Origin of the sequence: Acinetobacter sp. 22323 (genome assembly GCF_052044895.1) — a bacterium.
Taxonomy (GTDB): Bacteria; Pseudomonadota; Gammaproteobacteria; order Pseudomonadales; family Moraxellaceae; genus Acinetobacter; species Acinetobacter schindleri.
In genome coordinates, this window is record NZ_JBQEOL010000016.1 from 1 (window position 1) to 23861 (window position 23861).

The 23861-nt window shown below is 42.7% G+C and carries 21 protein-coding genes; 17 read left to right on the forward strand and 4 right to left on the reverse strand.

The window, feature by feature from the left end:
* On the reverse strand, nucleotides 1-938 hold a 938-nt coding region (locus ACTJIX_RS11070), incomplete at its 3' end, for an IS30-like element ISAba125 family transposase (RefSeq protein ID WP_079396101.1).
* 150 nt (nucleotides 939-1088) lie between these two features.
* On the opposite strand from ACTJIX_RS11070, the gene ACTJIX_RS11075 reads away from it, so the two are divergent.
* The 6 genes from ACTJIX_RS11075 to ACTJIX_RS11100 all read left to right on the forward strand — a co-directional run bounded on the left by ACTJIX_RS11075 (nucleotide 1089) and on the right by ACTJIX_RS11100 (nucleotide 8192).
* Nucleotides 1089-2180 carry a BMP family ABC transporter substrate-binding protein gene (locus ACTJIX_RS11075; RefSeq protein WP_286832621.1) on the forward strand — a complete coding sequence of 364 codons (1092 nt, stop codon included), beginning with the start codon at nucleotides 1089-1091 and terminating at the stop codon, nucleotides 2178-2180.
* A gap of 105 nt (nucleotides 2181-2285) precedes the next feature.
* Nucleotides 2286-3890, forward strand: coding sequence for an ABC transporter ATP-binding protein (locus ACTJIX_RS11080; RefSeq protein WP_440611451.1), 1605 nt, complete (start codon nucleotides 2286-2288; stop codon nucleotides 3888-3890).
* A gap of 41 nt (nucleotides 3891-3931) precedes the next feature.
* On the forward strand, nucleotides 3932-5029 hold the full coding sequence (locus ACTJIX_RS11085) for an ABC transporter permease (protein WP_004809347.1): 1098 nt from the start codon (nucleotides 3932-3934) through the stop codon (nucleotides 5027-5029).
* Nucleotides 5030-5050: 21 nt separating this feature from the next.
* On the forward strand, nucleotides 5051-5971 hold the full coding sequence (locus ACTJIX_RS11090) for an ABC transporter permease (protein ID WP_004809345.1): 921 nt from the start codon (nucleotides 5051-5053) through the stop codon (nucleotides 5969-5971).
* Between the two features lie 32 nt (nucleotides 5972-6003).
* Nucleotides 6004-7389, forward strand: coding sequence for an amidohydrolase family protein (locus ACTJIX_RS11095; RefSeq protein WP_004809343.1), 1386 nt, complete (start codon nucleotides 6004-6006; stop codon nucleotides 7387-7389).
* A gap of 119 nt (nucleotides 7390-7508) precedes the next feature.
* Nucleotides 7509-8192, forward strand: coding sequence for a metallophosphoesterase (locus ACTJIX_RS11100; RefSeq protein ID WP_004809342.1), 684 nt, complete (start codon nucleotides 7509-7511; stop codon nucleotides 8190-8192).
* A 79-nt stretch (nucleotides 8193-8271) separates the two neighbouring features.
* Here the strand turns inward: ACTJIX_RS11100 and cynS are convergent, their stop codons facing one another.
* Complete coding sequence (gene cynS / locus ACTJIX_RS11105) at nucleotides 8272-8721, reverse strand: cyanase (protein WP_440611452.1); 450 nt, start codon at nucleotides 8719-8721, stop codon at nucleotides 8272-8274.
* A 284-nt stretch (nucleotides 8722-9005) separates the two neighbouring features.
* Between cynS and ACTJIX_RS11110 the strand changes: the two genes are divergently transcribed.
* The 3 genes from ACTJIX_RS11110 (at nucleotide 9006) to ACTJIX_RS11120 (ending at nucleotide 13103) form a co-directional block, all read left to right on the forward strand.
* Nucleotides 9006-9815, forward strand: coding sequence for a formate/nitrite transporter family protein (locus ACTJIX_RS11110; RefSeq protein WP_008303564.1), 810 nt, complete (start codon nucleotides 9006-9008; stop codon nucleotides 9813-9815).
* A gap of 51 nt (nucleotides 9816-9866) precedes the next feature.
* Nucleotides 9867-11591 carry a protein kinase domain-containing protein gene (locus tag ACTJIX_RS11115; protein ID WP_440611453.1) on the forward strand — a complete coding sequence of 575 codons (1725 nt, stop codon included), beginning with the start codon at nucleotides 9867-9869 and terminating at the stop codon, nucleotides 11589-11591.
* Between the two features lie 186 nt (nucleotides 11592-11777).
* On the forward strand, nucleotides 11778-13103 hold the full coding sequence (locus tag ACTJIX_RS11120; RefSeq protein WP_440611454.1) for a PQQ-dependent sugar dehydrogenase: 1326 nt from the start codon (nucleotides 11778-11780) through the stop codon (nucleotides 13101-13103).
* A 499-nt stretch (nucleotides 13104-13602) separates the two neighbouring features.
* Here the strand turns inward: ACTJIX_RS11120 and ACTJIX_RS11125 are convergent, their stop codons facing one another.
* Entirely contained in the window at nucleotides 13603-14301 is a 699-nt protein-coding gene (locus ACTJIX_RS11125; protein WP_103800124.1) for a DUF1826 domain-containing protein, read from the reverse strand.
* A gap of 259 nt (nucleotides 14302-14560) precedes the next feature.
* Between ACTJIX_RS11125 and ACTJIX_RS11130 the strand changes: the two genes are divergently transcribed.
* The 8 genes from ACTJIX_RS11130 (at nucleotide 14561) to ACTJIX_RS11165 (ending at nucleotide 23128) form a co-directional block, all read left to right on the forward strand.
* Nucleotides 14561-15559, forward strand: a complete 999-nt coding sequence (locus ACTJIX_RS11130; protein ID WP_103800125.1) for a putative oxygenase MesX — start codon at nucleotides 14561-14563, stop codon at nucleotides 15557-15559.
* A 42-nt stretch (nucleotides 15560-15601) separates the two neighbouring features.
* Nucleotides 15602-16645, forward strand: coding sequence for a methionine synthase (locus ACTJIX_RS11135; RefSeq protein ID WP_103800126.1), 1044 nt, complete (start codon nucleotides 15602-15604; stop codon nucleotides 16643-16645).
* A gap of 97 nt (nucleotides 16646-16742) precedes the next feature.
* Complete coding sequence (locus ACTJIX_RS11140) at nucleotides 16743-17237, forward strand: flavin reductase (RefSeq protein ID WP_005222049.1); 495 nt, start codon at nucleotides 16743-16745, stop codon at nucleotides 17235-17237.
* A 420-nt stretch (nucleotides 17238-17657) separates the two neighbouring features.
* A complete protein-coding gene (locus ACTJIX_RS11145; RefSeq protein WP_440611455.1) occupies nucleotides 17658-18329 on the forward strand; it encodes a DUF1345 domain-containing protein in 672 nt (223 codons plus the stop codon).
* Nucleotides 18330-18564: 235 nt separating this feature from the next.
* Nucleotides 18565-19266 carry a VIT1/CCC1 transporter family protein gene (locus tag ACTJIX_RS11150; RefSeq protein WP_440611456.1) on the forward strand — a complete coding sequence of 234 codons (702 nt, stop codon included), beginning with the start codon at nucleotides 18565-18567 and terminating at the stop codon, nucleotides 19264-19266.
* Between the two features lie 186 nt (nucleotides 19267-19452).
* Nucleotides 19453-21129 carry a phosphoethanolamine transferase gene (locus tag ACTJIX_RS11155; protein WP_440611457.1) on the forward strand — a complete coding sequence of 559 codons (1677 nt, stop codon included), beginning with the start codon at nucleotides 19453-19455 and terminating at the stop codon, nucleotides 21127-21129.
* A gap of 1 nt (nucleotide 21130) precedes the next feature.
* Entirely contained in the window at nucleotides 21131-21802 is a 672-nt protein-coding gene (locus ACTJIX_RS11160) for a response regulator transcription factor (protein ID WP_071320297.1), read from the forward strand.
* A 6-nt stretch (nucleotides 21803-21808) separates the two neighbouring features.
* Nucleotides 21809-23128, forward strand: coding sequence for an ATP-binding protein (locus ACTJIX_RS11165; protein WP_440611458.1), 1320 nt, complete (start codon nucleotides 21809-21811; stop codon nucleotides 23126-23128).
* A 25-nt stretch (nucleotides 23129-23153) separates the two neighbouring features.
* Here ACTJIX_RS11165 and ACTJIX_RS11170 read toward each other — a convergent pair whose 3' ends face one another.
* Nucleotides 23154-23861: a phosphatase PAP2 family protein gene (locus tag ACTJIX_RS11170; RefSeq protein WP_440611459.1), complete on the reverse strand. Its 708-nt coding sequence runs from the start codon at nucleotides 23859-23861 to the stop codon at nucleotides 23154-23156.

The following is a 23861-nucleotide window of genomic DNA, read 5'->3' on the forward strand; positions in this document are numbered from 1 at the left end:
TTTCTAGGACGAGTATTCAGTGACATGGCAACTTGATTTAAATAATGCTGATCTGCCTGATTTAAATCAATCCCTTTAGGTAAATATTGCCTAATTAAACCATTCATATTTTCGCATGTGCCTTTTTGCCAAGGTGAATGTGGGTCACAGAAATATACATCTATGCCTAAATCTTCTTCGAGTATTTTATGTTCTGACATCTCGCGTCCACGGTCATAGGTCAACGTTTTACGCAGTTCTGCAGGTAAATATTTCAGAGCTTCAGTTAAAGCCTTGCGCACTGATTCTGCCTTTGCATCAGGTAATGTTGCCAAGATACAGAGCCGTGTATTTCGTTCAATAAGTGTTGCTATCGAACTTTTATTGTCTTTACCTTTAATTAAATCAGCTTCCCAATGACCCGGTATTTTTCTTTCTTGAACTTCGGCTGGGCGCTCATGAATAGTTTTAATATCCTGTAATATAGAATCTTTTTTAGGTTCACCGTTAGCTTTTCGCTTTTTATTTTCATGACGCAGACAGGATAATAAGTCTTTTTTCAACTCACCCTTTGGTAATGCTCGTATCGTTGAATAAATCGTTGTATGGCTTACATTCATTGTTTGATCCAAATCAGGAAATGTCTTTAAACGCTTTGCTATTTGCTGAGGAGACCATAAACAACGGATCGCTTCAACAATAAATTTCCAGAGGATTGAATCGATTTTGAGTTTTCTGTGACCACGTCTACGTCTAGCGAAGGTGTTATCAGAAGCATATCGAGCTTGATAAACGTCATTGATGCTATTTCTTTTAAGCTCACGATAGATCGTACTAGGATGTCTTTTAATGAGTTCAGCAAATTTTCTGGCTGAAAAGCCTTCTTTTCTTGACTCAAGCATTAATGCAGTACGATCTTCAAAGTTAAGATGATGGTATGACAATTTTATATACTCCATAAACCCTTTAAATTAATTAGGTGGTTTATGTCGCACTTCAAGTTTTACTCTGCCAGTTATTGCTAATTATAAAAAGAACCGATTTTACTCATCTGAGTAAAGTTATTGATTAGCGTGCATGGGGCACAAGTACAAAAAGAGCGGAAGATAATGAAAGAAAAAAAGACCTTTAAAACCGGATTCAAAACACTGATGGGGATGCTGTGTGCGGGTGGCCTGATGGCGGCATCAATGACTCAAGCACAGGATAAAGCAGCATTTGTATATATTGGCCCAACCAGTGACCATGGCTGGACCTATTCACATGATCAGGGCCGGATCAAGACTGAAAAAGCGCTGGCCGGCAAATATAAAACCTCCTATATCGAAAATGTTCCAGAAACTGCCGACGCAGAGCGTGTTATCCGTAACCTGGCGCAGCAGGGGAATAAAGTCGTTTTTGCCACCTCATTTGGCTATATGAATGCCATGGAGAAAGTCTCCAAGCAGTTCCCGAATACTGTATTTATGCACGCCACTGGTTATAAGCAGGGCAAAAACCTGGGCGTATATGACGTTCGTACCTATGAGGGTGCCTATATGCTCGGTGTGGTTGCTGGACAGAAAACCAAAAACAATGTTTTAGGTGTCGTGGCATCATTCCCGATTCCTGAAGTGGTGCGCAACATCAATGCTTATACTCTGGGTGCACAAAGCGTGAATCCAAAAGTGAAAACCAAAGTGATCTGGGTCAATTCATGGTTTAACCCAGGCAAGGAACGGGATGCTGCATTGGCATTGATTGCTCAAGGTGCCGATGTGTTGATGCAAAATACTGATTCTCCAGCAGTCGTTCAGGCAGCTGAACAGAAAGGGGTCTATGCATTTGGCTGGGACTCGGACATGAGCAAATTCGGTCCTAAAGCCCATCTGGCGGCTTCTGTACTCCATTGGGAAAAAATCTACACCCCAGTGATGACTCAGGTCAGCAATAAAACATGGAAGCCAAGTGCACTGTGGTATGGGGTAAAACAGAAAGCAGTCGATATTGAGAGCTTCGGACCAATGGTAACCGCAGGTGAGAAAAAGAAAGCACTTGCTGTTCGGGATGCGATCCTGAAAGGTACCTTGCACCCATTTACTGGCCCGCTCTATAAACAGGATGGTTCAATGGTCATTGCTAAAGGTAAAACACTGGATGATGCCACCTTGAGCAAAATGAACTATTACGTAAAAGGTGTAGAAGGTTCACTTCCGAAATAAAAAACAAAATAACAGCCATCACATCATTCTAAACACAGGCTCATGATTCATCTGGCCTTTAGCAAAAGGCAGATGAATCAACCAGCTGCATAAAACAGGGCACTTATGATGAATCCAACACATGATCTGTCTACACCTATGCCCAAGATGAATACAGGTTCAGGCAAGGATATTCCGCGACTGGAGCTGGTCAATATCTGCAAAAGTTACAATTCACTCAAGGCAAATGACCAGATTCATTTGACTGTATATCCTGGACAGATTCACGCTATTTTGGGTGAAAATGGTGCTGGGAAAAGCACCCTGATGAAAATTATTTATGGTGCAGTCAAAGCCAATCAGGGACAAATTCTGTGGAATGGTAAAGAAGTCCGAATAGACAGTCCATCAATGGCAAGAAAACTCGGGATCGGTATGGTCTATCAGCATTTTTCCCTGTTTGAGACCCTGACTGTTGCTGAAAATATTTTATTGGGACTGGATGAAAAAGTAGATTTACCAAACCTGAGCAAGAAAATTATTGCCGTTTCTGAACAGTATGGTTTACCTGTCGATCCTCGAAGGGAAGTTCATTCCTTATCGGTAGGTGAGCGGCAGCGTGTAGAAATTATTCGTTGCCTGTTACAACATCCAGCGCTGATTATTCTGGATGAGCCGACTTCAGTTTTGACACCCCAAGCGGTACGGCAGTTATTTAAAACTCTGCGCATGCTGGCATCTCAGGGAGTTTCTATTTTATATATCAGTCATAAGCTGCATGAAATTAAAGAACTCTGTGATGAAGCCACGATTTTGCGTAATGGAAAAGTCACCGGAAACGTCGATCCACGAGAAAAATCGACCAGTGATTTGGCCCGCCTGATGATTGGCCGTGATTTACCCACTTATATACGTGCAGAATATCAGGGCATACCAGAAACCTGTTTTCAGGTTGAAAATCTTGGCTATCAGTCTGATGATCCTTTTGGTGTGTCCTTACAAAATATCAATCTTAGCGTTCAGGCAGGTGAAATTGTCGGTATTGCCGGTATTTCCGGAAATGGACAGGCTGAACTGCTGTCTTTACTGTCCGGCGAAGCGCTGACCAAAACTGGCAAGCTTTATCTGGAACAACAGGAGATTACTGCATTAACTGCTGGCCAGCGGCGTAATGTGGGACTTGGCTTTGTACCGGAAGAACGTTTAGGTCGTGGTGCCGTCCCCAATATGACATTGGCTCAAAATGCGCTATTGACCGCCTATCGTCAGAAATTCACCCGTTGGGGCTTAATTAAATTCTCAGATATCCAGACTTTTGCTGAAAAAATTATCAAAAAATTTGGGGTTAAGGCCAGTGGTGCGAACGCAGAAGCCCGTTCTTTATCGGGTGGGAATTTGCAAAAATTTATTGTCGGCCGTGAAATTCTGCAGAATCCAAAATTCCTGATCGTGGCTCAGCCCACATGGGGCGTAGATGTAGGTGCTTCCATGTTTATCCGCCAGACGCTGATCGATCTGTCACGTCAAGGGGTCGGTATTTTGGTGATTTCTGAAGAACTGGAAGAACTGTTTGAGATGAGCGATCGCATTTGTGTACTCGCCAATGGCGAGTTGTCGAATCCAGTTCCAACCCAACAAACCAATGCAGAAAGTATTGGCTTACTCATGTCTGGCATTCAACGCCATGAAGCGACCTCGACCACGGCAGAGGAGCAACACGCGCATGCTTAAGACTTTATTAAAACAACAAATGATCTGGGGAGGATGAGCACATGCATTTACTCGAACCACGTGAACATCCGTCACAACTGATGAAATGGCTGTCACCAGTTATTGCCCTGGCAGCCATGCTGGTCGTTGGCAGTATTTTATTTTTAATGTTGGGGATTAGCCCTGCACAGGCCATGTATGTATTTTTTATTGAACCGCTGATGACCTCCTATGGCTGGAGCGAGTTGGCCGTTAAAGCAGGTCCTTTGATTCTGATTGCCCTGGGTTTAGCTGTTGGGTTTCGTGCCAAACTGTTCAATATCGGTGCCGAAGGTCAGCTGATCATGGGTGCCATTTTTGGTGGTGGTATCGCACTGCTGTTCCATGAACAGGCAGGTTGGTGGATTTTACCTCTTATGATTTTTATGGGTGCAATTGGCGGTGCCTTATGGGGCGCAATTCCTGCATTACTGAAAACCCATTTTAATGCCGAAGAAACTCTGACCACCTTGATGATGAACTATGTCGCACTGTTTGTATTGCTCTATCTGGTCAATGGTCCTTGGCGTGATTCAGAGGGCATGAATTTTCCGCAAACTGTCATGTTTAGTGAAAGTGCAACCTTACCGATGATTCTGGAAGGAACACGGGTTAATGCTTCAATCTTTATCATCGCTGTGGCTGTGCTTCTGTTCTGGCTCTTTATGCGTAAAAGTATGACTGCTTTTAAACTGGAAGTCAGCGGACAAGCACCTCTAGCTGCTAAATATGCTGGTTTCTCATCTTCCAAAGCGATCTGGCTGAGTCTGGTGATTTCCGGAATGATGGCGGGGATTGCCGGGATATGTGAAGTAGCAGGCCCAATCGGTCAGCTGAATCCGAGCCTGTCACCGGGTTATGGCTATGCCGCAATTATTGTCGCTTATCTGGGTCGTCTGAATCCGATTGGTATCGTACTTTCCGGATCGTTAATGGCATTGATTTATCTCGGTGGGGAAATGGCACAAATGCAATTACAGCTTCCGGTCGCAATTACCGGGATATTCCAAGGCTTGCTGCTGTTTTTCCTGTTGGGATCGGATGCCTTGATTGAAAACCGTTACCGCTTTGCCAAAAAACGTGTAGTGCCTACAGCTGAACCTGCTTCGGCAAATGCTTAACAAGATCGGAGGAAAAACAATATGGCTATAGAAATGACCGCAATTCTAGCCGGCACAATCGCCGCAGCAACGCCTCTAATCTTTGCCGGTTTAGGTGAGTTGGTGTCACAGCGCACTGGGGTAATTAATTTAGGCGTAGAAGGCATGATGCTGGTCGGTGCCATTGCCGGTTTTGCCTTTGCTGCCCAATATGAAGCCAGTGTATTTAGTGCCTTATTGATCGGTGGGCTGGCAGGTATGCTGATGGCATTGATCTTTGCTTTCTTCACCTTATCACTTAGTACTAATCAGTCGGCCTGTGGTTTGGCTTTAACTATTTTTGGGCTGGGTATTTCTGCATTTTTAGGTCAGAACTATGTCAGCATGGCTCTACCGGGTTTAAGTAGCTGGAATATACCTGTACTGGCAGATATTCCCTTTATTGGTCCAATCCTGTTTCAGCAAAACTATGTGGTCTATCTGTCCATACTGGCATTTTTTGCTGTGTGGTTTGTACTGGCGAAAACCCGTCTGGGCTTGCTGTTAAAAGCAGTAGGAGAGTCACCTGAAAGTGCACATGCCATGGGTTACCACGTACTGGCTATTCGCTACGGCGCTGTCCTGTTTGGCGGCTTGATGGCAGGTATTGGGGGAGCATTCTTATCCACTGTATATACCCCAATGTGGATTGAAAATATGGTCGCAGGTCGGGGCTGGATTGCAATTGCTCTGGTGGTCTTTGCTGTCTGGAAACCATCCCGACTGATGCTGGGTGCTTATTTGTTCGGTGGTGTGACCATTCTGCAGTTTCATGCACAGGCATTGGGGATCAAAGTACCCAATGAGTTTTTAGCAGCTCTGCCTTATCTGGCGACGATTGTAGTACTAGTCGTGATTTCCCGAGACAAGAAACTTTTGAAGATGAATCTGCCAGCGTCATTAGGCAAAACGTTTGTGCCTTAAACCTATCAATTAAAAAGATGATATAGAACAAAATGAAAATATTAGCAGCAGCCTATGTGCTGACCATGAATAGTCAAAATGAATGCATCAAAAATGGGGCGATATTGATTGAGGGAGACCGAATCAAGGCCATAGGAACCAAGACCGAACTTACCCAAAAATATCCCAATGTCATCGTGCGTGATTATCCTGAAGCTCTATTAATGCCAGGCTTAATCAATACGCACTGTCATTCCGGACTATTAAGAGGCACTGCTGAAGGACTGCCAGTATGGGATTGGCTGGAACAGTTTATTGATCCCATGCATCGTGTACTTCAACCTGAAGATGCCAAGGCTGCCTCGTATTTGTGTTATGCAGAAGCATTATTATCCGGTACCACGACCATTGTCGATATGTGGCGCTACATGGATGGTAGTGCAGAAGCCGCACAACAGCTTGGTATCCGTGCTATCTTGGTACCTTATGTCGCCGAGCACCCTGATCATGACTATTTTGAAACCCTAAAAACGAATGAAGCCCTGATTAATCGTTGGCATCAGCAAAGTCATGGCCAAATTCAGGTCTGGGTGGGCTTAGAACATCTGTTTTATGCTGAACCTCATGCACTCAAACGTATTCAAAGCTTATGCCAGGATTATCAGACCGGTTTTCACACCCATAGCAATGAAAGCCAGTTTGATGTCCAGGAAAACTTGCGCCGTCATGGTGTACGTCCAATCCAGACACTGGAACAGCTGGGTCTTTTAGATTTGCCACATACCTTACTTGCACATTGTGTGTGGGCAGATTCTAATGAAATTCAAATTTTGAAAGAACACAATGTTGGAGTTGCCCATAATCCAGTTTCAAACATGAAACTGGCCTCAGGTGCTGCGCCTGTACTGGATATGCTCAAACAGGGGATTGCTGTCGGTTTAGGCACAGATGGAGAAAAAGAAAATAACAATCTGGATATGTTTGAGGAAATGAAGACGGCTTCTTTATTGGCCAAGTTTTCTTCTTTGGATGCAGCAGCCCTAGATGCATGGTCTGTTTGCCAGATGGCCACCTGCTTAGGTGCAAAGGCATTGGGCATGCAGGATCAGATTGGTAGCCTGCAAGTGGGGAAGCTAGCTGACATTATTGCTGTAGATATTGCGACCCCACGTATGACGCCGCTGGTGGATGAAGGCCGATTATTTAATTTATATACTAATCTTGTACATGCTGTTCAGGGACAGGATGTCATTATGACCATGGTTGGCGGTAAAATTGTCACTGAAGGTGGGCAATTGCTGAATGCAGATCTACAAAGTTTAATCGATGAAGTCAATCGGGTTACACCTTTACTCTTTAAACGACGTGATGCATGGATGGCACACAAAGGTAAAGCTATCAATGAATTAAATCGAAATTCAGCTGAGGAAACTGAATAAATACTAGCTTAGCAATGAGCTATATTGCAGACTGTATAAACCAGTAACCCAAATTTAAACCTGTATACCTATCCTAATCGCATCGTCCTATTTTAGTGATTTCAAAGATTCCACATATCATGATGACGCTAAGCAGAAATATTCGAGGAGCAGATTATGCTGCCATTTATGTGGTCGGAGATCTGCATGGTTGCTATCGCCTTCTGATGCAAGAATTGGAAAAAATCCGGTTTAATTTTGAGCAAGATTTGCTGATATGTACCGGTGATCTAGTGGATCGAGGCAGTGAAAATCTGGAATGTATTTCTTTATTAGATCAGCCATGGTTCTCGAGCGTCCGAGGCAATCACGAGGAAATGTGCATCAAAGGGCGTGATGATGTATGGGTTCAGGATATGCATGCACGAAATGGTGGCGAATGGTTCTATCTGTTGTCCACCGAAAAACAGGATGAACTCAGCGAAATCTTCTCTCAGCTTCCATTGGTCATTGAAATTCAACTTGAAGATAAAAAGATTGGCATTTTGCATGCGGATATTGATATCCATGACTGGAATCAGTTTAAGACAAACATTGCCAAAGGCGAACGAAAAATTCCGGGTTTAACTTCAGCTTATACTAATGCGTTATGGGGAAGAGGCCGTATCCGGCATCATTCCAAGCGCTATGGAACCGTTAAAAACATTGATGAGATCTATTTAGGGCATACCATTGTGAAAAAACATATCCGGATTGATAACTGTCACTATATTGATATCGGTTCCTCTTATACGCAGAAGCTGTGTATTGTCAAAATTAAATGAGGATAAGGGCGGTAGTATAAAAGATCTCCTTACGAAGAAATAAAAAGCCATCAATATGATGGCTTGATTAAACGATTAATTAATAGGTTTTATAAGGTAAAAACTTGCCAGACAATACGACATCTACCCGGTCACCGTTCGGGTTTTCCTCACGCTGAATATCCATGCTGAAGTCGATGGCACTCATAATGCCATCACCAAATTCTTCATGGATCAGCTCTTTAATAGTCGAACCATATACATTCACCACTTCATACCAACGGTAAATTAAAGGATCCGTAGGCACACTGGTTGGCAAAGAGCCTTTATAAGGTACAATTTGCAGCCATGCCACCGCCTCATCACTAAGGTCAAAAATCTGACCAACTTTCTCTGCCTGCTGTTTATTAAATGCCATTTGTCCCAGGCAGGCAGCCGTTACCCATTCTTTAGAAAGACTAATTTCCTTGGCGACATCTGCCCATTTAATTGACTTTAAAACTTTCGCTGAAATGATCATGTCAGTTACTTGTTGACGATGGGTAATCATAAAAATCTCCAGATTATTTTTGAAATACATTTATATGAATTTTCATTAATGCAGTTCTCATGCCAACTAGAGGACCAAATTAGTTTTAAATAGAGCGTAAAAAATTGAATGATTTTTAAGTAATTTATGGCACAGCTTTTGCTTCATTTATAACAAGCATGGCAATGGCGCCATAACAAAATTACCTGTTCTGATATTTAAGGCAATGACGCCTAAGGTTTTAAAGACCTTAGGCGTCTTTTTGTTTAAAAACAGGTCCAGATATTAAAAATGAGGACGATGACATGGCATATCTTGCTCCTGCAGAGTTTGCAAAAAAAGTGGTAGATGCGGGTGAATCCAAATTACATATGGCAACCCGTGATGTATTGATTCGTGCCTTTATGGCAGGTGCGATTTTGGCACTGGCAGCGGTATTTGCCATTACCATAGCCGTGCAAACAGGATCACCACTGATTGGTGCGCTCCTGTTTCCAGTTGGTTTTTGTATGTTGTATTTATTAGGCTATGACCTGTTAACTGGGGTATTTGTACTTACACCGTTGGCATGGCTAGATAAACGCCCAGGGGTGACATGGGGACGTATTCTAAAAAACTGGGGCTTGGTATTTGTAGGGAACTTTACAGGTTGTTTAGTCGTCGCGGTGCTCATGGCAGCGGTTTATACCATGGGTTTTGCAGCAGATCCAAACCCAGTCGGCGTGAAAATTGCGCATATTGGCGAGGAGCGGACATTAGGTTATGCCGAATACGGATTCGCCGGCTGGATGACTATTTTTATCCGTGGCATGCTGTGTAACTGGATGGTGTCTTTAGGTGTCATTGGTGCGATGATGTCTACTACCGTGAGTGGCAAATTTATTGCCATGTGGATGCCAATTATGCTGTTCTTTGCCATGGGCTTTGAGCACTCTGTCGTGAACATGTTCCTGTTCCCATTTGCCATGATGATGGGCGGTGACTTCTCGATTGCTGACTACTTCCTATGGAATGAACTGCCGGTTGCTTTAGGTAATCTGGTGGGTGGTTTGGCATTAACAGGTCTGGCACTTTATACCACCCATGTCCGTACTGGTGTTAAAAAAGAATTTTAATATTCACCATTTTATAAAGGGATCATATAGATCCCTTTTTGAGCTTTCAGCATGAAAAAAACATTAAAAGTCAGTATTGGGCAATATTCTACTGCCGGAATTAAACAACAGAACCAGGATTTCCATGGAGTGTATCTGCCCGAAGGACATGTGCTGAAACAGAAAGGTATTGCCTGTGTTATAGCGGATGGAATCGGTAGCAGTAATGTCAGTCATCTTGCAGCAGAAACCGCCGTTGGCAGTTTTTTATCTGATTATTATTCTACCTCAGATGCCTGGAGTACACAGACTTCAGCAGAACGGGTGATCCGCGCGACCAATTCATGGCTTTATGCACAGACTCAACAAAGTCAAGGACGTTTTGATAAAGACCGAGGTTATGTCTGTACCTTATCTGCACTGATTTTAAAACAGCAACAAGCCCATGTTTTTCATGTTGGTGATAGTCGTATTTACCGCATTCGCGATCATGAAATTGAATTACTGACCCATGATCATCGTGTCTGGTTGTCATCCAGAGAGCATTATCTCAGCCGAGCCTTAGGTGCCGATTATCGTATTGAAATTGATTATCGAAATATTGAGCTCAAAGAAAAAGATATTTTTTTACTGATGACCGATGGGGTCTATGAATTTGTCACAGATCAACAATTATTAGATTTAACTTTAATAGATGCAGATTTAAATCAACTTGCCAAAGCATTAGTTGAAAAAGCCTTAGAACAGGGCAGTGATGATAACTTAAGTCTCCAGGTGATCCGTGTAGAACAGTTGCCTGAACTGAATCAGTTTCATATTCAGCAGGATTATGTATTTCCACAACAGCTCAGTAAAGGTGAAGTTTTTGAAGGCTATGTGATTGATAAAATTTTGCACCAAAATCATCGCAGTTGCCTATATTTGGCACACGATACTCAGCAGCAGCCTTTGGTCATAAAAACTTTGGGAGTAGATTTACAGCAAGATAAGCATGCCGTAGAGCAGTTTCAACTCGAAGATTGGGTATCAAAACGTCTGAAGCATGACAACCTAATGCAGTGTTATCCACATAACACTGAGAAAAAATATTTATTCCAATGTTATGAATATTTGCAGGGTGAAACCTTGGCTCAATGGCTGCATCGCCAGGAAAAGCCTTTAAAGCTCGATGATATTTTACCAATTTTGCAACAAACGGCCTTGGCTTTAAATGCAATGCATCGGCTGGAGATGCTGCATCAGGATATACGGCCAAAAAACATCATGGTTTTAAATACAGAAAGTGCCATGAAAATTAAACTGATTGATTATGGTTCAACAGCAGTAAGAGGTCTGGTCGAAATTAATCCTAAAAATGCGAATCGACCACTCGGAACCTTGGCATTTATGGCACCGGAGTATTTTATTGATCATTCGCCATCTGTACATTCAGACCAGTTTTCTTTGGCGGTAATGGCCTATTATTTACTCACCAAACAATTACCTTATGGGACAGATTTAGCTCGCTGTAACAGTTTAAAGCAGCTTAAAAAAGTTCAATATCATTCCATCAGGAAATATCGGCCTGATTTACCTATATGGTTAGATAAAATTTTAGGCCAAGCGCTGAGTATTGAACCGACACATCGTTTTGAGGCCTTGTCTGAACTCATTCATAATCTAACGCATCCTTCCAAAGAATTATTAAACTCTAAACCACCAGCAATCATTGAACGTGATCCTTTACGTTTTTGGCAAATGAGTTGCGCCGTATTAGGGCTATTATTTTTACTGAGTATTGCATGGCCATTTATTTGAAAAGACAGGATCAAACCATGCTTAAAATTAGAGGGATATAGATAAGTTTTTATTCAAACTAGACCATAAGATTAAATGTCAAAAGCACAGCAATCAATCAACAACCAGATAAAACAAGAACCCTATAGTTGTCATTTGAACAGACTTCTAAGATAAGCAGATAACAACAAAAAGCAGGGAACCAAAATGTCTGCTCAAATTTTATCGTCTATCCTGAGTACTGCCATGATATTGGCATTCGCTGGATGTACATCGTCATCCAAGTCTCCGATTACAGACAGTTATGGTTCTCAACCTGAGCTGCCTGAACCCAAATCCAGTTTGTTCCCTGTCGTTAATATCGCACCAGCCAAAGGTTGGCCGGTAAATACCATGCCTACACCGGCTGCGGGATTAAAAGTGCAGGCATTTGCCAAAGGTCTTCAGCATCCACGTTGGCTCTATGTTCTGCCGAATGGAGATGTATTGGTGGCGGAAACCGATGCGCCGCCCAAGCCTGAAGATAGTCAGGGGATTAAGGGTAAAATCATGAAAGTGGTCATGAAAAGGGCGGGATCTTCTCATCCAAGTCCTAACCGTATTAGTCTACTTCGTGATAATAACCATGACGGCGTTGCTGATCAGAAAACAGTATTTTTGCAGAATTTAAACTCACCATTTGGCATGACCCTAGTTGGAAATACACTATATGTAGCGAATACAGATGCTTTAGTAGGTTTTCCTTATCAGCCAGGTATCACTCAAATCGAAGAAAGTGGTCGCAAAGTATTGGCTTTACCGGCAGGTCCCTTAAACCATCATTGGACCAAAAACGTGATTGCCAATCCTGAAGGAACCAAACTCTACATTACAGTTGGCTCCAACAGCAATGTAGCTGAAAATGGCCTAGACCAAGAAAAAGGACGAGCTCTGATCATGGAATTTGATATGGCTAGTTCTAAGGCACGGCCATTTGCAACTGGCTTACGTAATCCTAATGGTATGGATTGGCAGCCTCAAAGTGGAGCATTATGGACGGTAGTCAATGAGCGGGATGAAATCGGGAATGATTTGGTACCTGACTATATGACCTCAGTGAAAGACGGCGCTTTTTATGGCTGGCCTTATAGTTATTATGGTCAACATATAGATACACGGGTAAAACCACAAAATCCCGGACTGGTAGCACGGGCGATTAAACCGGATTATGCATTGGGCAACCACACGGCATCATTAGGTTTGAGTTTTTATAAAGCTGAGTTAATGCCTCAATATCGCGGTGGTGCACTAATTGGTCAGCATGGTTCTTGGAACAGAAAACCACATAGTGGCTATAAAGTAATTTTTGTACCATTTAGTAATGGTCAGCCTTCCGGTACCCCACAAGATGTCCTGACAGGCTTTTTAAGCAAAAATGGAGAGGCATTAGGAAGGCCAGTGGGTGTAACAGTAGATTTATCAGGCGCAATATTGGTTGCTGATGATGTAGGAGATACAATTTGGCGTGTGTCACCAGATGAACAGGTCCGTTAATCAGCAAGAAAAGAGATAGGAATGTTTATATTCAAAAACTTAGATACCAGTATGCTATAGTTTTACTTGAGAAAATATTCAAAAAAAAAATAAAAGCCTTATAGTCTCTCCCAAAACTATAAGGCTTAGCGGCTGTAGTCTCTTCTTTTATCACTTACTATCCCGGTAAGTTCGCTGTCTTGGCGACTTTATTATCGTTATAATGCGATTATTATCAGCTTTCCTTGCTGACTCTTTATGTGAAATATAATGTCAAAAATTTTGACGATAGAAAATAGGGTAATTACTCTAATTTGTGTAAGCAATTTCCTACAAAAAATAACACTTTTATACAAAATAAAACATTATATGAAAATTCTTGTAAATACATTCACTTCTAATACGCTCAAACCAATGTATTTTAATGTTTTTTTATTAATAAATAATTAATACAGTACATCCCCTTTAGGTATCATTGCTTAACCAAATAACTATAATTAACCTCTTCTAAGAAGCCAATTTAACAAATTAATAGCAATCTATATTCTCCATCATTTTCAACAGGAGCTCTATGCACACAGGGTAAAACTTGCTGTGCTGGATGATCAACAGCGAGTCGCCAGAGATTTCCCGTGTCTAAATTGACAGGCTTTACATCAGCTTTAGCCCGATAATGCAGATCGAAGAAATATTCTTCCAGAAACGTCTCAAACTCAGTTTCTGATCCGTCATGTAACTGCTTGAGTTGTTCCCTGATTTCAGGAATCAAGATTTTTTGCTCAACCTGGTCATTGGGCAAAATCTCACTTGCAGCACCGTGATAGGTGCATAAAAATGTATCCGTTTCGATAGGGGAGCGATCCACATGGTAGGAATAGACATCGGTCGAAATAAAATCAAACTCATCATCCCGTTCATAGCATTTCAGCAAATTCAGGCAAGGAGAAGCGCCGTAGTCAGTCAATAGCTGCATATCTTTTAATATGATTTCTCTAGCCACATGACCCTGTTCAGAAAGCTGAAGCGCCAAAAGATCTTCAACAGAAACTTCAGTCATATTTCCTTTTAAATCAAGTTTAGCAACGATTTCTTTAAAATCACCAGACAAATTTCTAGACCAGCAGATGGCATTCGCCTCGCCCAAAAAATCCGAATATACAAGTTCAGAAAAAGTTGAAACCACTCGAACTTGAGGATTGCCAGAAAAGATATTGGTCATTTCAAAATGAAGTCGCTATTTATAAACCGTGCTCAATAATACACTTTGATGTTTAGAAATAAATAATGATCGGCAATATAAACTAGAATCTTAATTTCCTTATTGGAGTATAGATCATTATTTATACATTACACTTGTTAAGATGAATTTAACTCATCTTTTACTGAATTTATATCGTTTTACTCATGTTTGGATTCACGCTTAAATACAGCCATACAGAAATTTGCTTTTTTTATAAAAATTTAGGTGGCATATCTCCATGAGTACAGCATTCCAATGTTCAATTAAACGTATTCGTTTTGATGAGAACTACGAACCAGCAAACAATACACGTCTAACCACCAACTTTGCCAATCTGGCACGTGGTGAAAGCCGTCAGGAGAATCTTCGTCGTACACTTGCGATGATTAACAACCGCTTTAACAGCTTGGCGACTGCCGATAATCCTAGAGGTGATCGTTATTCACTGGAGATCGATATCATCTCTGCTGAAATTGATATTGAGGGCAATGGTCAAACCTTTCCCTTTATTGAAACCTTGAAAAGTACCATTATCGACCATCATACCAATGAACGCATTGAAGGCATGATCGGGAATAGCTTCTCATCTTATGTACGTGATTATGACTTCAGTGTGGTATTGCCATCACTCGGCTGTAAGGCCAATGAAAAACCCGAAGACTTTGGTGACCTGCACGGCAAGCTGTACCAGCATCTTGTGAATTCAGCAGTCTTTAAAGCTGAATTTAATAAACAGCCTGTGATTTGTCTGAGTGTTTCAACCACGAAAACCTATTACCGCAGTGCCAATGTGCATCCTGTTCTAGGCGTGGAATACACCAATGATGAATATTCACGTACTGATGAATATTTCAAAAAAATGGGCTTAAGTGTTCGCTACTTTAAACCTGAAAATGGCAATGCGCCGTTGGCATTCTACTTTGCTGGTGACTTGCTGCATGATTACACCGATTTTGAACTGATCAGTGCGATCAGCACCATGGAAAGCTTCCAGAAAATCTATCGTCCTGAAATTTACAACACCAATTCACCCGCAGGTGTGGTGTATCAGCCTAGCTTGAGCTATGGCGACTATTCATTAACTCGCATTGTCTATGATCGTGTTGAACGTGGGGAACTAGCAGTCAAACAAGGTAAATGGACAGAGGAAAACTTCATTAAGCCATATAAAGACATTCTGGATGAATGGGCTGCCAATTTTAAAGTAGCAACGGCTCAGCAAGACAACGCTGCCTGATAGATCACATATATAAACGAATTTAGAGAAAGAAGATTAGACATGGCACTTTTACAACCTGAAAAGTTACTCCCGACCTCTACAGCAGGCAGCTTGCCAAAACCGTCCTGGCTGGCAGAACCTGAAAAGCTCTGGTCAGCTTGGAAACTTGAAGGTAAAGAACTACTAGAAGCGAAACGTGATGCCTTAAAACTGTCTTTGCATGAACAAGTCCATGCTGGCATTGATATTGTCAGTGATGGTGAACAGACCCGTCAGCACTTTGTGACCACGTTTATCGAGCATCTTGAAGGGGTGGATTTTGAAAAACGTGAAACCATGCGTATCCGTAACCGTTATGATGCCAGCGTACCTTCAGTAGTCGGTGAAGTTTCCCGTAAAAAAGCAGTGTTTGTGGATGATGCAAAATTTTTGCGTAGCCAAACCACGCAGCCGATCAAATGGGCACTGCCTGGCCCAATGACCATGATTGATACGCTGTACGATGGTCACTACAAGAGCCGTGAAAAACTGGCATGGGAATTTGCCAAAATTCTGAATCAGGAAGCACTTGAGTTAGAGGCAGCAGGGGTTGATATCATTCAGTTTGATGAGCCAGCATTCAATGTGTTTTTCGATGAAGTGAATGACTGGGGCGTAGCAACTTTAGAACGTGCGCTTGAAGGTCTGCAATGTGAAACTGCGGTACACATTTGTTATGGTTATGGCATTAAAGCCAATACCGATTGGAAAAAGACCCTCGGTAATGAATGGCGTCAGTACGAAGCAGCCTTCCCTAAACTGCAACAATCTAAAATTGATATCGTGTCACTCGAGTGTCAAAACTCGCGTGTACCGATGGATCTGATTGAGCTGATTCGGGGTAAAAAAGTCATGGTTGGTGCGATTGATGTTGCAACCAATCAAATCGAAACGCCTGAGGAAGTAGCTAATACACTGCGTAAAGCCTTGCAATTTGTGGATGCAGACAAATTGTATCCATCAACCAACTGCGGGATGACACCGTTGTCTCGTCAAGTGGCTCGGGGCAAACTCGAAGCACTAAGTGCAGGGGCAGCGATTGTTCGTCAAGAGCTGGGCGCTTAGCACGAAATGGTCTTCACCAGAGGAGGGTAAATGATCCATAAATTATTTGCCTGACTTTGAGTAAAGGCAGGTTACATATACATTTGAGACAAAAGAGATGATTGAAGCAACTGACTTTAGAAATGCAATGTCCTTGTTAACCACGGCTGTAAATGTGATTACAACCGAAGGTATAGCAGGAACACATGGCTTTACCGCATCTGCCGTTTGTAGTGTGACGGATACACCGCCGACATTGCTGGTGTGTATGAATCAATCTTCTCGCTCGCATGCACATTTTATGAGAAATAACGTGCTGGCAGTAAATGTACTCAGCACGCAGCATGAATACATCTCAAATGCATTTGCATCTAGTAAATTCAGCTCAGAAGAGCGATTTAAGATAGGCGAGTGGACAACTCTTAAGACAGGTGCTCCAATTTTAGAAGATGCTTTGGTGAGCTTTGATTGCCAGATTGAAGAAATTCAAAAAGTGGGTACACACAGTATTTTCTTATGTCGAGTCATCGCGATTAGACGCAGTCAGCAAGAGGAAAGCCTAGTGTACTTCAACCGCGCATATCATCAGGTTGGTCAACTAGAAACTGCGTAAATGTTCATTACTTTAATATTGAATTCTTTTAAAGTGTGTAGTCGAGACCAGAATCCTCAGCCTGGTTTATAAAAATTGGGCTAATCAAAGTTTAGTAATTTGATTTTTAGCTTTAATTTCTTCGGAAAATTTCAAAATTAACTTTGATGAACATCAATATTGGAATTACATATTTAACTGACGTCTACCTAAAGTCTGCTGCACACTTTTTTAGTTTTTTAGCTAAAAGGGTTCAAGATTCAGTTTCATTAAGAATAGGAAATTAATTTTTTTAGTTTCTTTTACTACTAGATTTTAAAATATCTATTTTATCGTAATCTTGAATCAGTACGCCTTTATCTACTAAAAGCTCTTTTACCCTGTTGTTTTAATAAAATACTTTATACTGCTAAAGCCATCTCATGACATGCGGGACAGCTCATGCGTTTCCTCCAATCTATAAGAACAGCGCTTCAGTCCCGACTTTATTTCTTTATTATCTTTCCATCTCTCCTGATTTGGTATTTTATTTTCTATTCAGCAACTCATTTAAGCTGGTCTACCTGCATTTTGATGAGCTGGAACATTACCATTTATGCCTACTTACTTTTTACTATCAAAAAGCTCTGGCCCATAGACCATCACCATATCCTACAACGTGCCATACAACAGGATGCCAGCAAATGGGTCATTCTGGTGCTTGTCATCATCACTTTAGTGATGTGTTTTATTGCCATAATTATTGAAATTCATCATTTACCTAAAGATGCTGCCATCAGAACCGGCCATTTAGGGCTATCCATCCTGACTATTATTTCGGCCTGGTTCCTGATGCACACCATTTTTGCAATTCATTATGCCCATGACTTTTATTTAGCCCTAGAAAAGCATAAACATGGCGGACTGGCTTTTCCAAGTACGCCAAATCCAACCTATCCCGATTTTCTGTATTTTAGCTATATTATTGGCACTTCTGCGCAAACGGCCGATGTATCAATTACCCGCCAACCCATGAGAGTACTCAATACTTTACATTTGCTTCTGGCCTATGGATTCAATACCACGATTTTGGCCATCGCTATTAATGTAACAGCAACCTTTATCAGTACTTGAACACACAGCATTTAATAATAAATAAACTGTAGTGCCAAGACTGTGACTTGTAAATTTCTCAGATGTTCAAATGAGTGCAACTGGAAAAATGCAATCCATGCAATAAAAATTGGTAAATCAGAGCGCTCACCCATTCATGAGCTGCTCTGAACAAGAGTTTATTAAATAAAGAGTTGTTTCTTCAAGCGAAATAAATATACGATCATGATGTTGAGAACAAAAAAGAGACTATACCGTGCGTCATTCTTATCATCTTGAAAAACATTATTTTGAACGGGCGAGCTGGTTGCGCGCAGCTGTACTCGGGGCAAATGACGGAATTATTTCTGTCACCAGTCTGGTGGTGGGAATGGCAGCCAGTGGCGCGTCCTCACATATCTTGTTGGTGACTTGTGTAGCCGGATTAATTTCCGGAGCTGCGTCGATGGCTGCTGGAGAATATATCTCGGTCAAATCCCAGCAGGATATTGAAAAGAATGATCTGAATATGGAGGCACGTGAGCTTAAACGTCATCCAGAACATGAACTGAAAGAACTGGAAAATATTTATATCCAGCGTGGCTTAACCCCTGAGGTGGCCCAGCAAGTTGCCTTGCAGCTCACCGCACACAATGCTTTAGACGCACATGCCCGCGATGAAATTGGTATATCAGAAAACACTTCGGCTCAGCCTTTTCGGGCTGCATTTTCGTCCGCTATCGCTTTTACTATAGGCTCACTATTTCCTCTACTTTCTATTTTGTTACTGCCTGAACAGTACCTGGATAAAGGCGTGATGCTGATCGGTGTGCTTAGCCTCGGGATTATGGGCGCACTGGCAAGTTATACGGGAGGGGTGAGTATCTGGAAAGGTTCGGCTCGAGTCATGCTTTGGGGGGTGATTGCTATGCTATTTAGCTCCTGGATTGGTTCATTATTTAATGTGGCTGTAGCTTAAATATACTCAGGATGTGCTTTTCAAATTCGCACTAGCCAGGGAAACATCCTTTTTAAAATAATAAGTCTAAACAAGGTTGGAACAGTAGCATTGAAAATTTTATGAAGTTCGCAAAGAAAGTATTTTAAGTCATTTTTAAGCTTCAGATTTTAGGCTAAAGCATCTTAAAGTCTTTGAACTAAAAAAATGCTTAAGCTGCTTTCTTTTCCCGGTCTACGCCAGATCAAACCCATCAGCCTTGCACGCTTCAACCTGTTACTTGCCACTTGGCTGGGGCTGGTCTTAAACTTTGCTTTCTATCAGAAAATCCATCAACTGACGCCCTATACCAATCTCAAGGCAGGCGCATTATTGGCGGCTACAGTCCTGGTGGTTATCGGCTTGTACAATCTGGTCTTGCAATGGCTGAACTGGAAATGGAATGCCAAAATACTCGCCAGCGTGTTGATCATTCTGGGCGGTTTTAGTGCTTATTTTGTCAATAGTCTGGGTGTGGTGATTACCCCGGAGCAGATCCAGAATATGCTGCAGACCGATGCCCGTGAAGTCCGTGATCTCTGGTCAATACGACTGGTGATATGGACGCTGGTCTTTGTGGTTTTTCCGCTGTGTATCGTCTGGACGCTAAAAATTCAGCCTGCATCTTTTGGGCGTCAATTGTTGCATAAAAGCCTGAGCAGTGTGCTTTCGGCCGTATTGATCCTAGGACTGTTATTCTGTTTTTATGTCGATTATGCAGCCATCTTCCGCGAGCATCGTGATCTGAAGGGCATGATTTCCCCGCAAAACAGCATTGCGTCCACCGTATCTTATTATAAAAAGAAAGCACCTAAAGCCAATTTGCCTTTAATCACTTATGGTGAAGATGCCCATCTGCTACAGCAGGCTCAAATGCAGAAGCAACCCAAATTGATGGTGCTGGTGGTTGGGGAGACTGCACGTGCCGAGAGTTTTGCTTTAAATGGCTATGCACGTAATACCAATCCTGAACTGGGCGAGTTAGCGGTGATTAATTTTAGTCAGGTCAGTTCCTGTGGTACAGCAACCGCCGTTTCAGTCCCGTGCATGTTTTCGGGCATGTCCCGTCAGCATTATGACGAACAGTTAGCCAGCCACCGTGAAGGTTTACTGGATATCGCTCAGCGTGCCGGTTATCAGGTGACCTGGATCGACAATAATTCTGGCTGTAAAGGGGCCTGTGACCGGGTGCAGCAATATCAGATTCCTGCCCAACTGAAACAGAAGTGGTGTGATGCTGCTGGTGAATGTTTTGATGAAATTCTGGTGGATAGCCTGAAAGATTATCTGGCACATCTGGACAAAAATAACTTGAAACCGCAATTAATCGTGCTACATCAGATGGGCAGTCACGGGCCAGCATATTTCAAGCGTTCCAAAGCGCCGTATCAACCGTTCCAGCCGACCTGTAACAGCAATGCCATTCAGGGCTGCAGTGCTGAAGAATTAAAGAACAGCTATGATAATTCGATTGTCTATACAGATCATGTGCTCGCTCAAATTATCGAGACCCTAAAACATCAAAGCCAGTATCAGACCGGTTTATGGTACGTGTCTGATCACGGAGAATCCACTGGAGAGCATGGTTTATATCTGCATGGCGCACCTTATAGTATGGCACCGACCCAGCAAACCCATGTTCCGATGCTGATGTGGTTCTCAGAGCTCTGGACGCAGCAGAATGCCCAGCAGGTGAGCTGTCTTAAAGCACAGACCAAACAGGCACGCAGTCAGGATCATCTTTTCCCAAGCTTATTGAGTCTGCTGGATATAAAAACGCAAGTGACTGAAGCTAAAAATGATATGCTTGCACAATGCTCATCATCATTAAAGAACAGAGCTTGAAATGCATAAAATACTGATTATCGAAGACGACTTTATGATTGCCGAGTCGACTGAAACCTTGCTCAAGCTGCATCAATTTGATGTGCATTGGGTCAATAATGGCCTGGATGGTTTAAAACAGTTACAGCAGCAGGCCTATGATATTGTCCTGCTGGATCTGGGCCTGCCGATGATGGATGGCATGCAGGTACTCAAACATATCCGGCAGAAGTTCCCCAATTTGCCGGTGCTGATTATCTCTGCCCGGGATCAGTTACAGAACCGGGTCGATGGGCTAAATCAGGGGGCAGATGATTACTTGATTAAACCCTATGAATTTGATGAACTGCTGGCCCGTATTCATGCTTTGATCCGACGCAGTAGTCCCCCAAATACCGGGGCAGAGAGCCATAAAAAGTTATCACACAGTGGTCTGGAACTGGATCTGGAGCAGCATATCGCATGCTTTAACAGTCAGCCGATCGAGTTGTCTAATCGGGAATGGTCGATTCTCACCGCATTACTCACTCATCCCAGCAAAATTTTTTCTAAAAATGATCTAGAAGACAAGCTTTATGACTTCGATAGTGATGTCAGCAGTAATACCGTTGAAGTGTATGTGCATCATCTGCGGGCGAAATTAGGCAAAGACTTCATCCGTACCATACGTGGTCTAGGATATCGCTTAGGATAGAGCCTTATGCAGAAACGTTATTCTTTGCAAAAACGCCTGATTATCTACATTTCGTTGTTTAGCCTGGTACTGGGCTGTATCCTGATTTTTGCTGCCTACCGGATTGCCCTCGAAGAAATTAATGAAGTGCTGGATAAACAGATGCAAAGTCTGGCCGAGCGCATTGCAGAAAATCATCCGCGACCACTACAAAGCCAAATTGATCTGGAAAAACAGTACAGTGAAGAAGATTTGTTTGTAGATATCTGGTCTTACGCAGAGACAGCTACTCCCTTGCATCCACAGAATGTGCTGGTTGCACCGGTCAAAAAAGCTGGTTTTTACAAGCATCAAACGCCGTATGGAACCTGGCTCACCTATATCATTCCAAGTGACCAGTTGCAGATTCAGGTGAGTCAGCAGCAAAATGTCCGGCAGGAGCTGGCGCTGGAACTGGCCGGCAATATGTTTCTGCCTTATGTGCTTTTCTTACCTTTTGCCGTGTTCGGTTTAGGCTGGATGATCCGGAAAAATTTTCAGCCTTTGCATGATTTTAAAACGGAACTGGCCAGCCGTAAGGCGCAAGAATTAAAGCCGATTGAAATGAAAGATTATCCCCTGGAGCTGGAACCGACCATTCAGGAAATGAATCATCTGTTTGGTCGAATTTCCCTGGCCCAACAAGAACAACGTCAATTTGTCGCAGATTCTGCCCATGAATTACGCACGCCACTGACCGCACTCAACTTGCAGCTGCAAATTTTATTGCAGCAGTTTCCGCAGAGCGACTCGCTCCATAATCTGAGTCAGGGCGTTTTGCGCATGCAGCATCTGGTCAACCAGTTATTGAGTCTGGCCAAACAGGATGCCTCCGACAGCTTAACCGAGTCGGCACAAATGCTTTCGCTCAATCAGATGACCGTGGCCTGCATTGAGCAGCTGATTCAGCTGGCCTTACAGAAAGAGATTGATCTGGGCGTAGAACAGCAACAGGAATTGCGAATTCAAGGACAAGCTTCGACCTTGCACTCGATTATTTATAATTTAATTGATAACGCGATTAAATACACTCCGAAAGGCGGCGTGATTAATGTATCGATTTTTCAGCAAGACCAGCAGGCAGTTTTACAGATTGAAGATAGTGGAGCCGGGATTGATCCTACTCAATTCGCCCAGATCCGGCAGCGTTTCTACCGGATTCATAACCATGCCGAAATTGGTAGCGGTTTAGGTTTGTCAATTGTAGATAAAGCCACCGAGCGCTTGGGCGGCACGCTGGAATTTTCGCAAAGTAGCAGTCTTGGCGGCCTGTGTGTACAAGTTAAATTTCCTGTAGTCGAAGCCTAAGTGGATAGGCTTTGATTTTTAGGCATTAAGGCTGTCTGATGTTCATGTGCATGGGATGATTTGCCAGTGGCAGTTTGTGGCTAAACAGCGCATAGCCCATGACATTCATGCACCAAGTAATCCAACCGGTCCACAGGTTATGACTCAGGAAATGCGCACCGCGCATCATTTGTGCCCAGCCCATGGCGAAGCCTAAAATCAGTGCCGCGGTCAGGAAAAAATAAGCCCGCTTGCGGTTAGCAATCCGATAGACAAAATAACCAGCCATCAAGGCAAAACCGCTGGATGCATGTCCGCCGGGAAAACAGTGTCCGGCAGTAGCACTCAAATCCCACAAAATACCCTCATGGGTGGGAATGATCATATCCCAGGGGCAAGCATGCGCCGACTGGGATTTTAAAATACCAATCGAGACCGTGGTCAGCACCACCATGCTAAAGAAATAGCCAAATTCCCAGCGCCGTTGATGCCAGTTCTGCCATTTCAGTGAAGCCAGCCAACCGGCTAACAATGTTATGTACACCAGAATCAGCAGATTTTTGACATAGCGGTGATTGAGCTCGGCCAGTGCCCAGTGTTGCCGCAAGGGAAATTGTCCCTGATCGTCAATGAACGGATAAATCAGCTGTAAATCAATTGCTCCACCTACATCAAAAAAATTCCAGAGCATCAGAAAACTGAAAATCAGCAGCAATATTTGTGTCAGTAAAAACCGGGAATGCTCGGATATCAT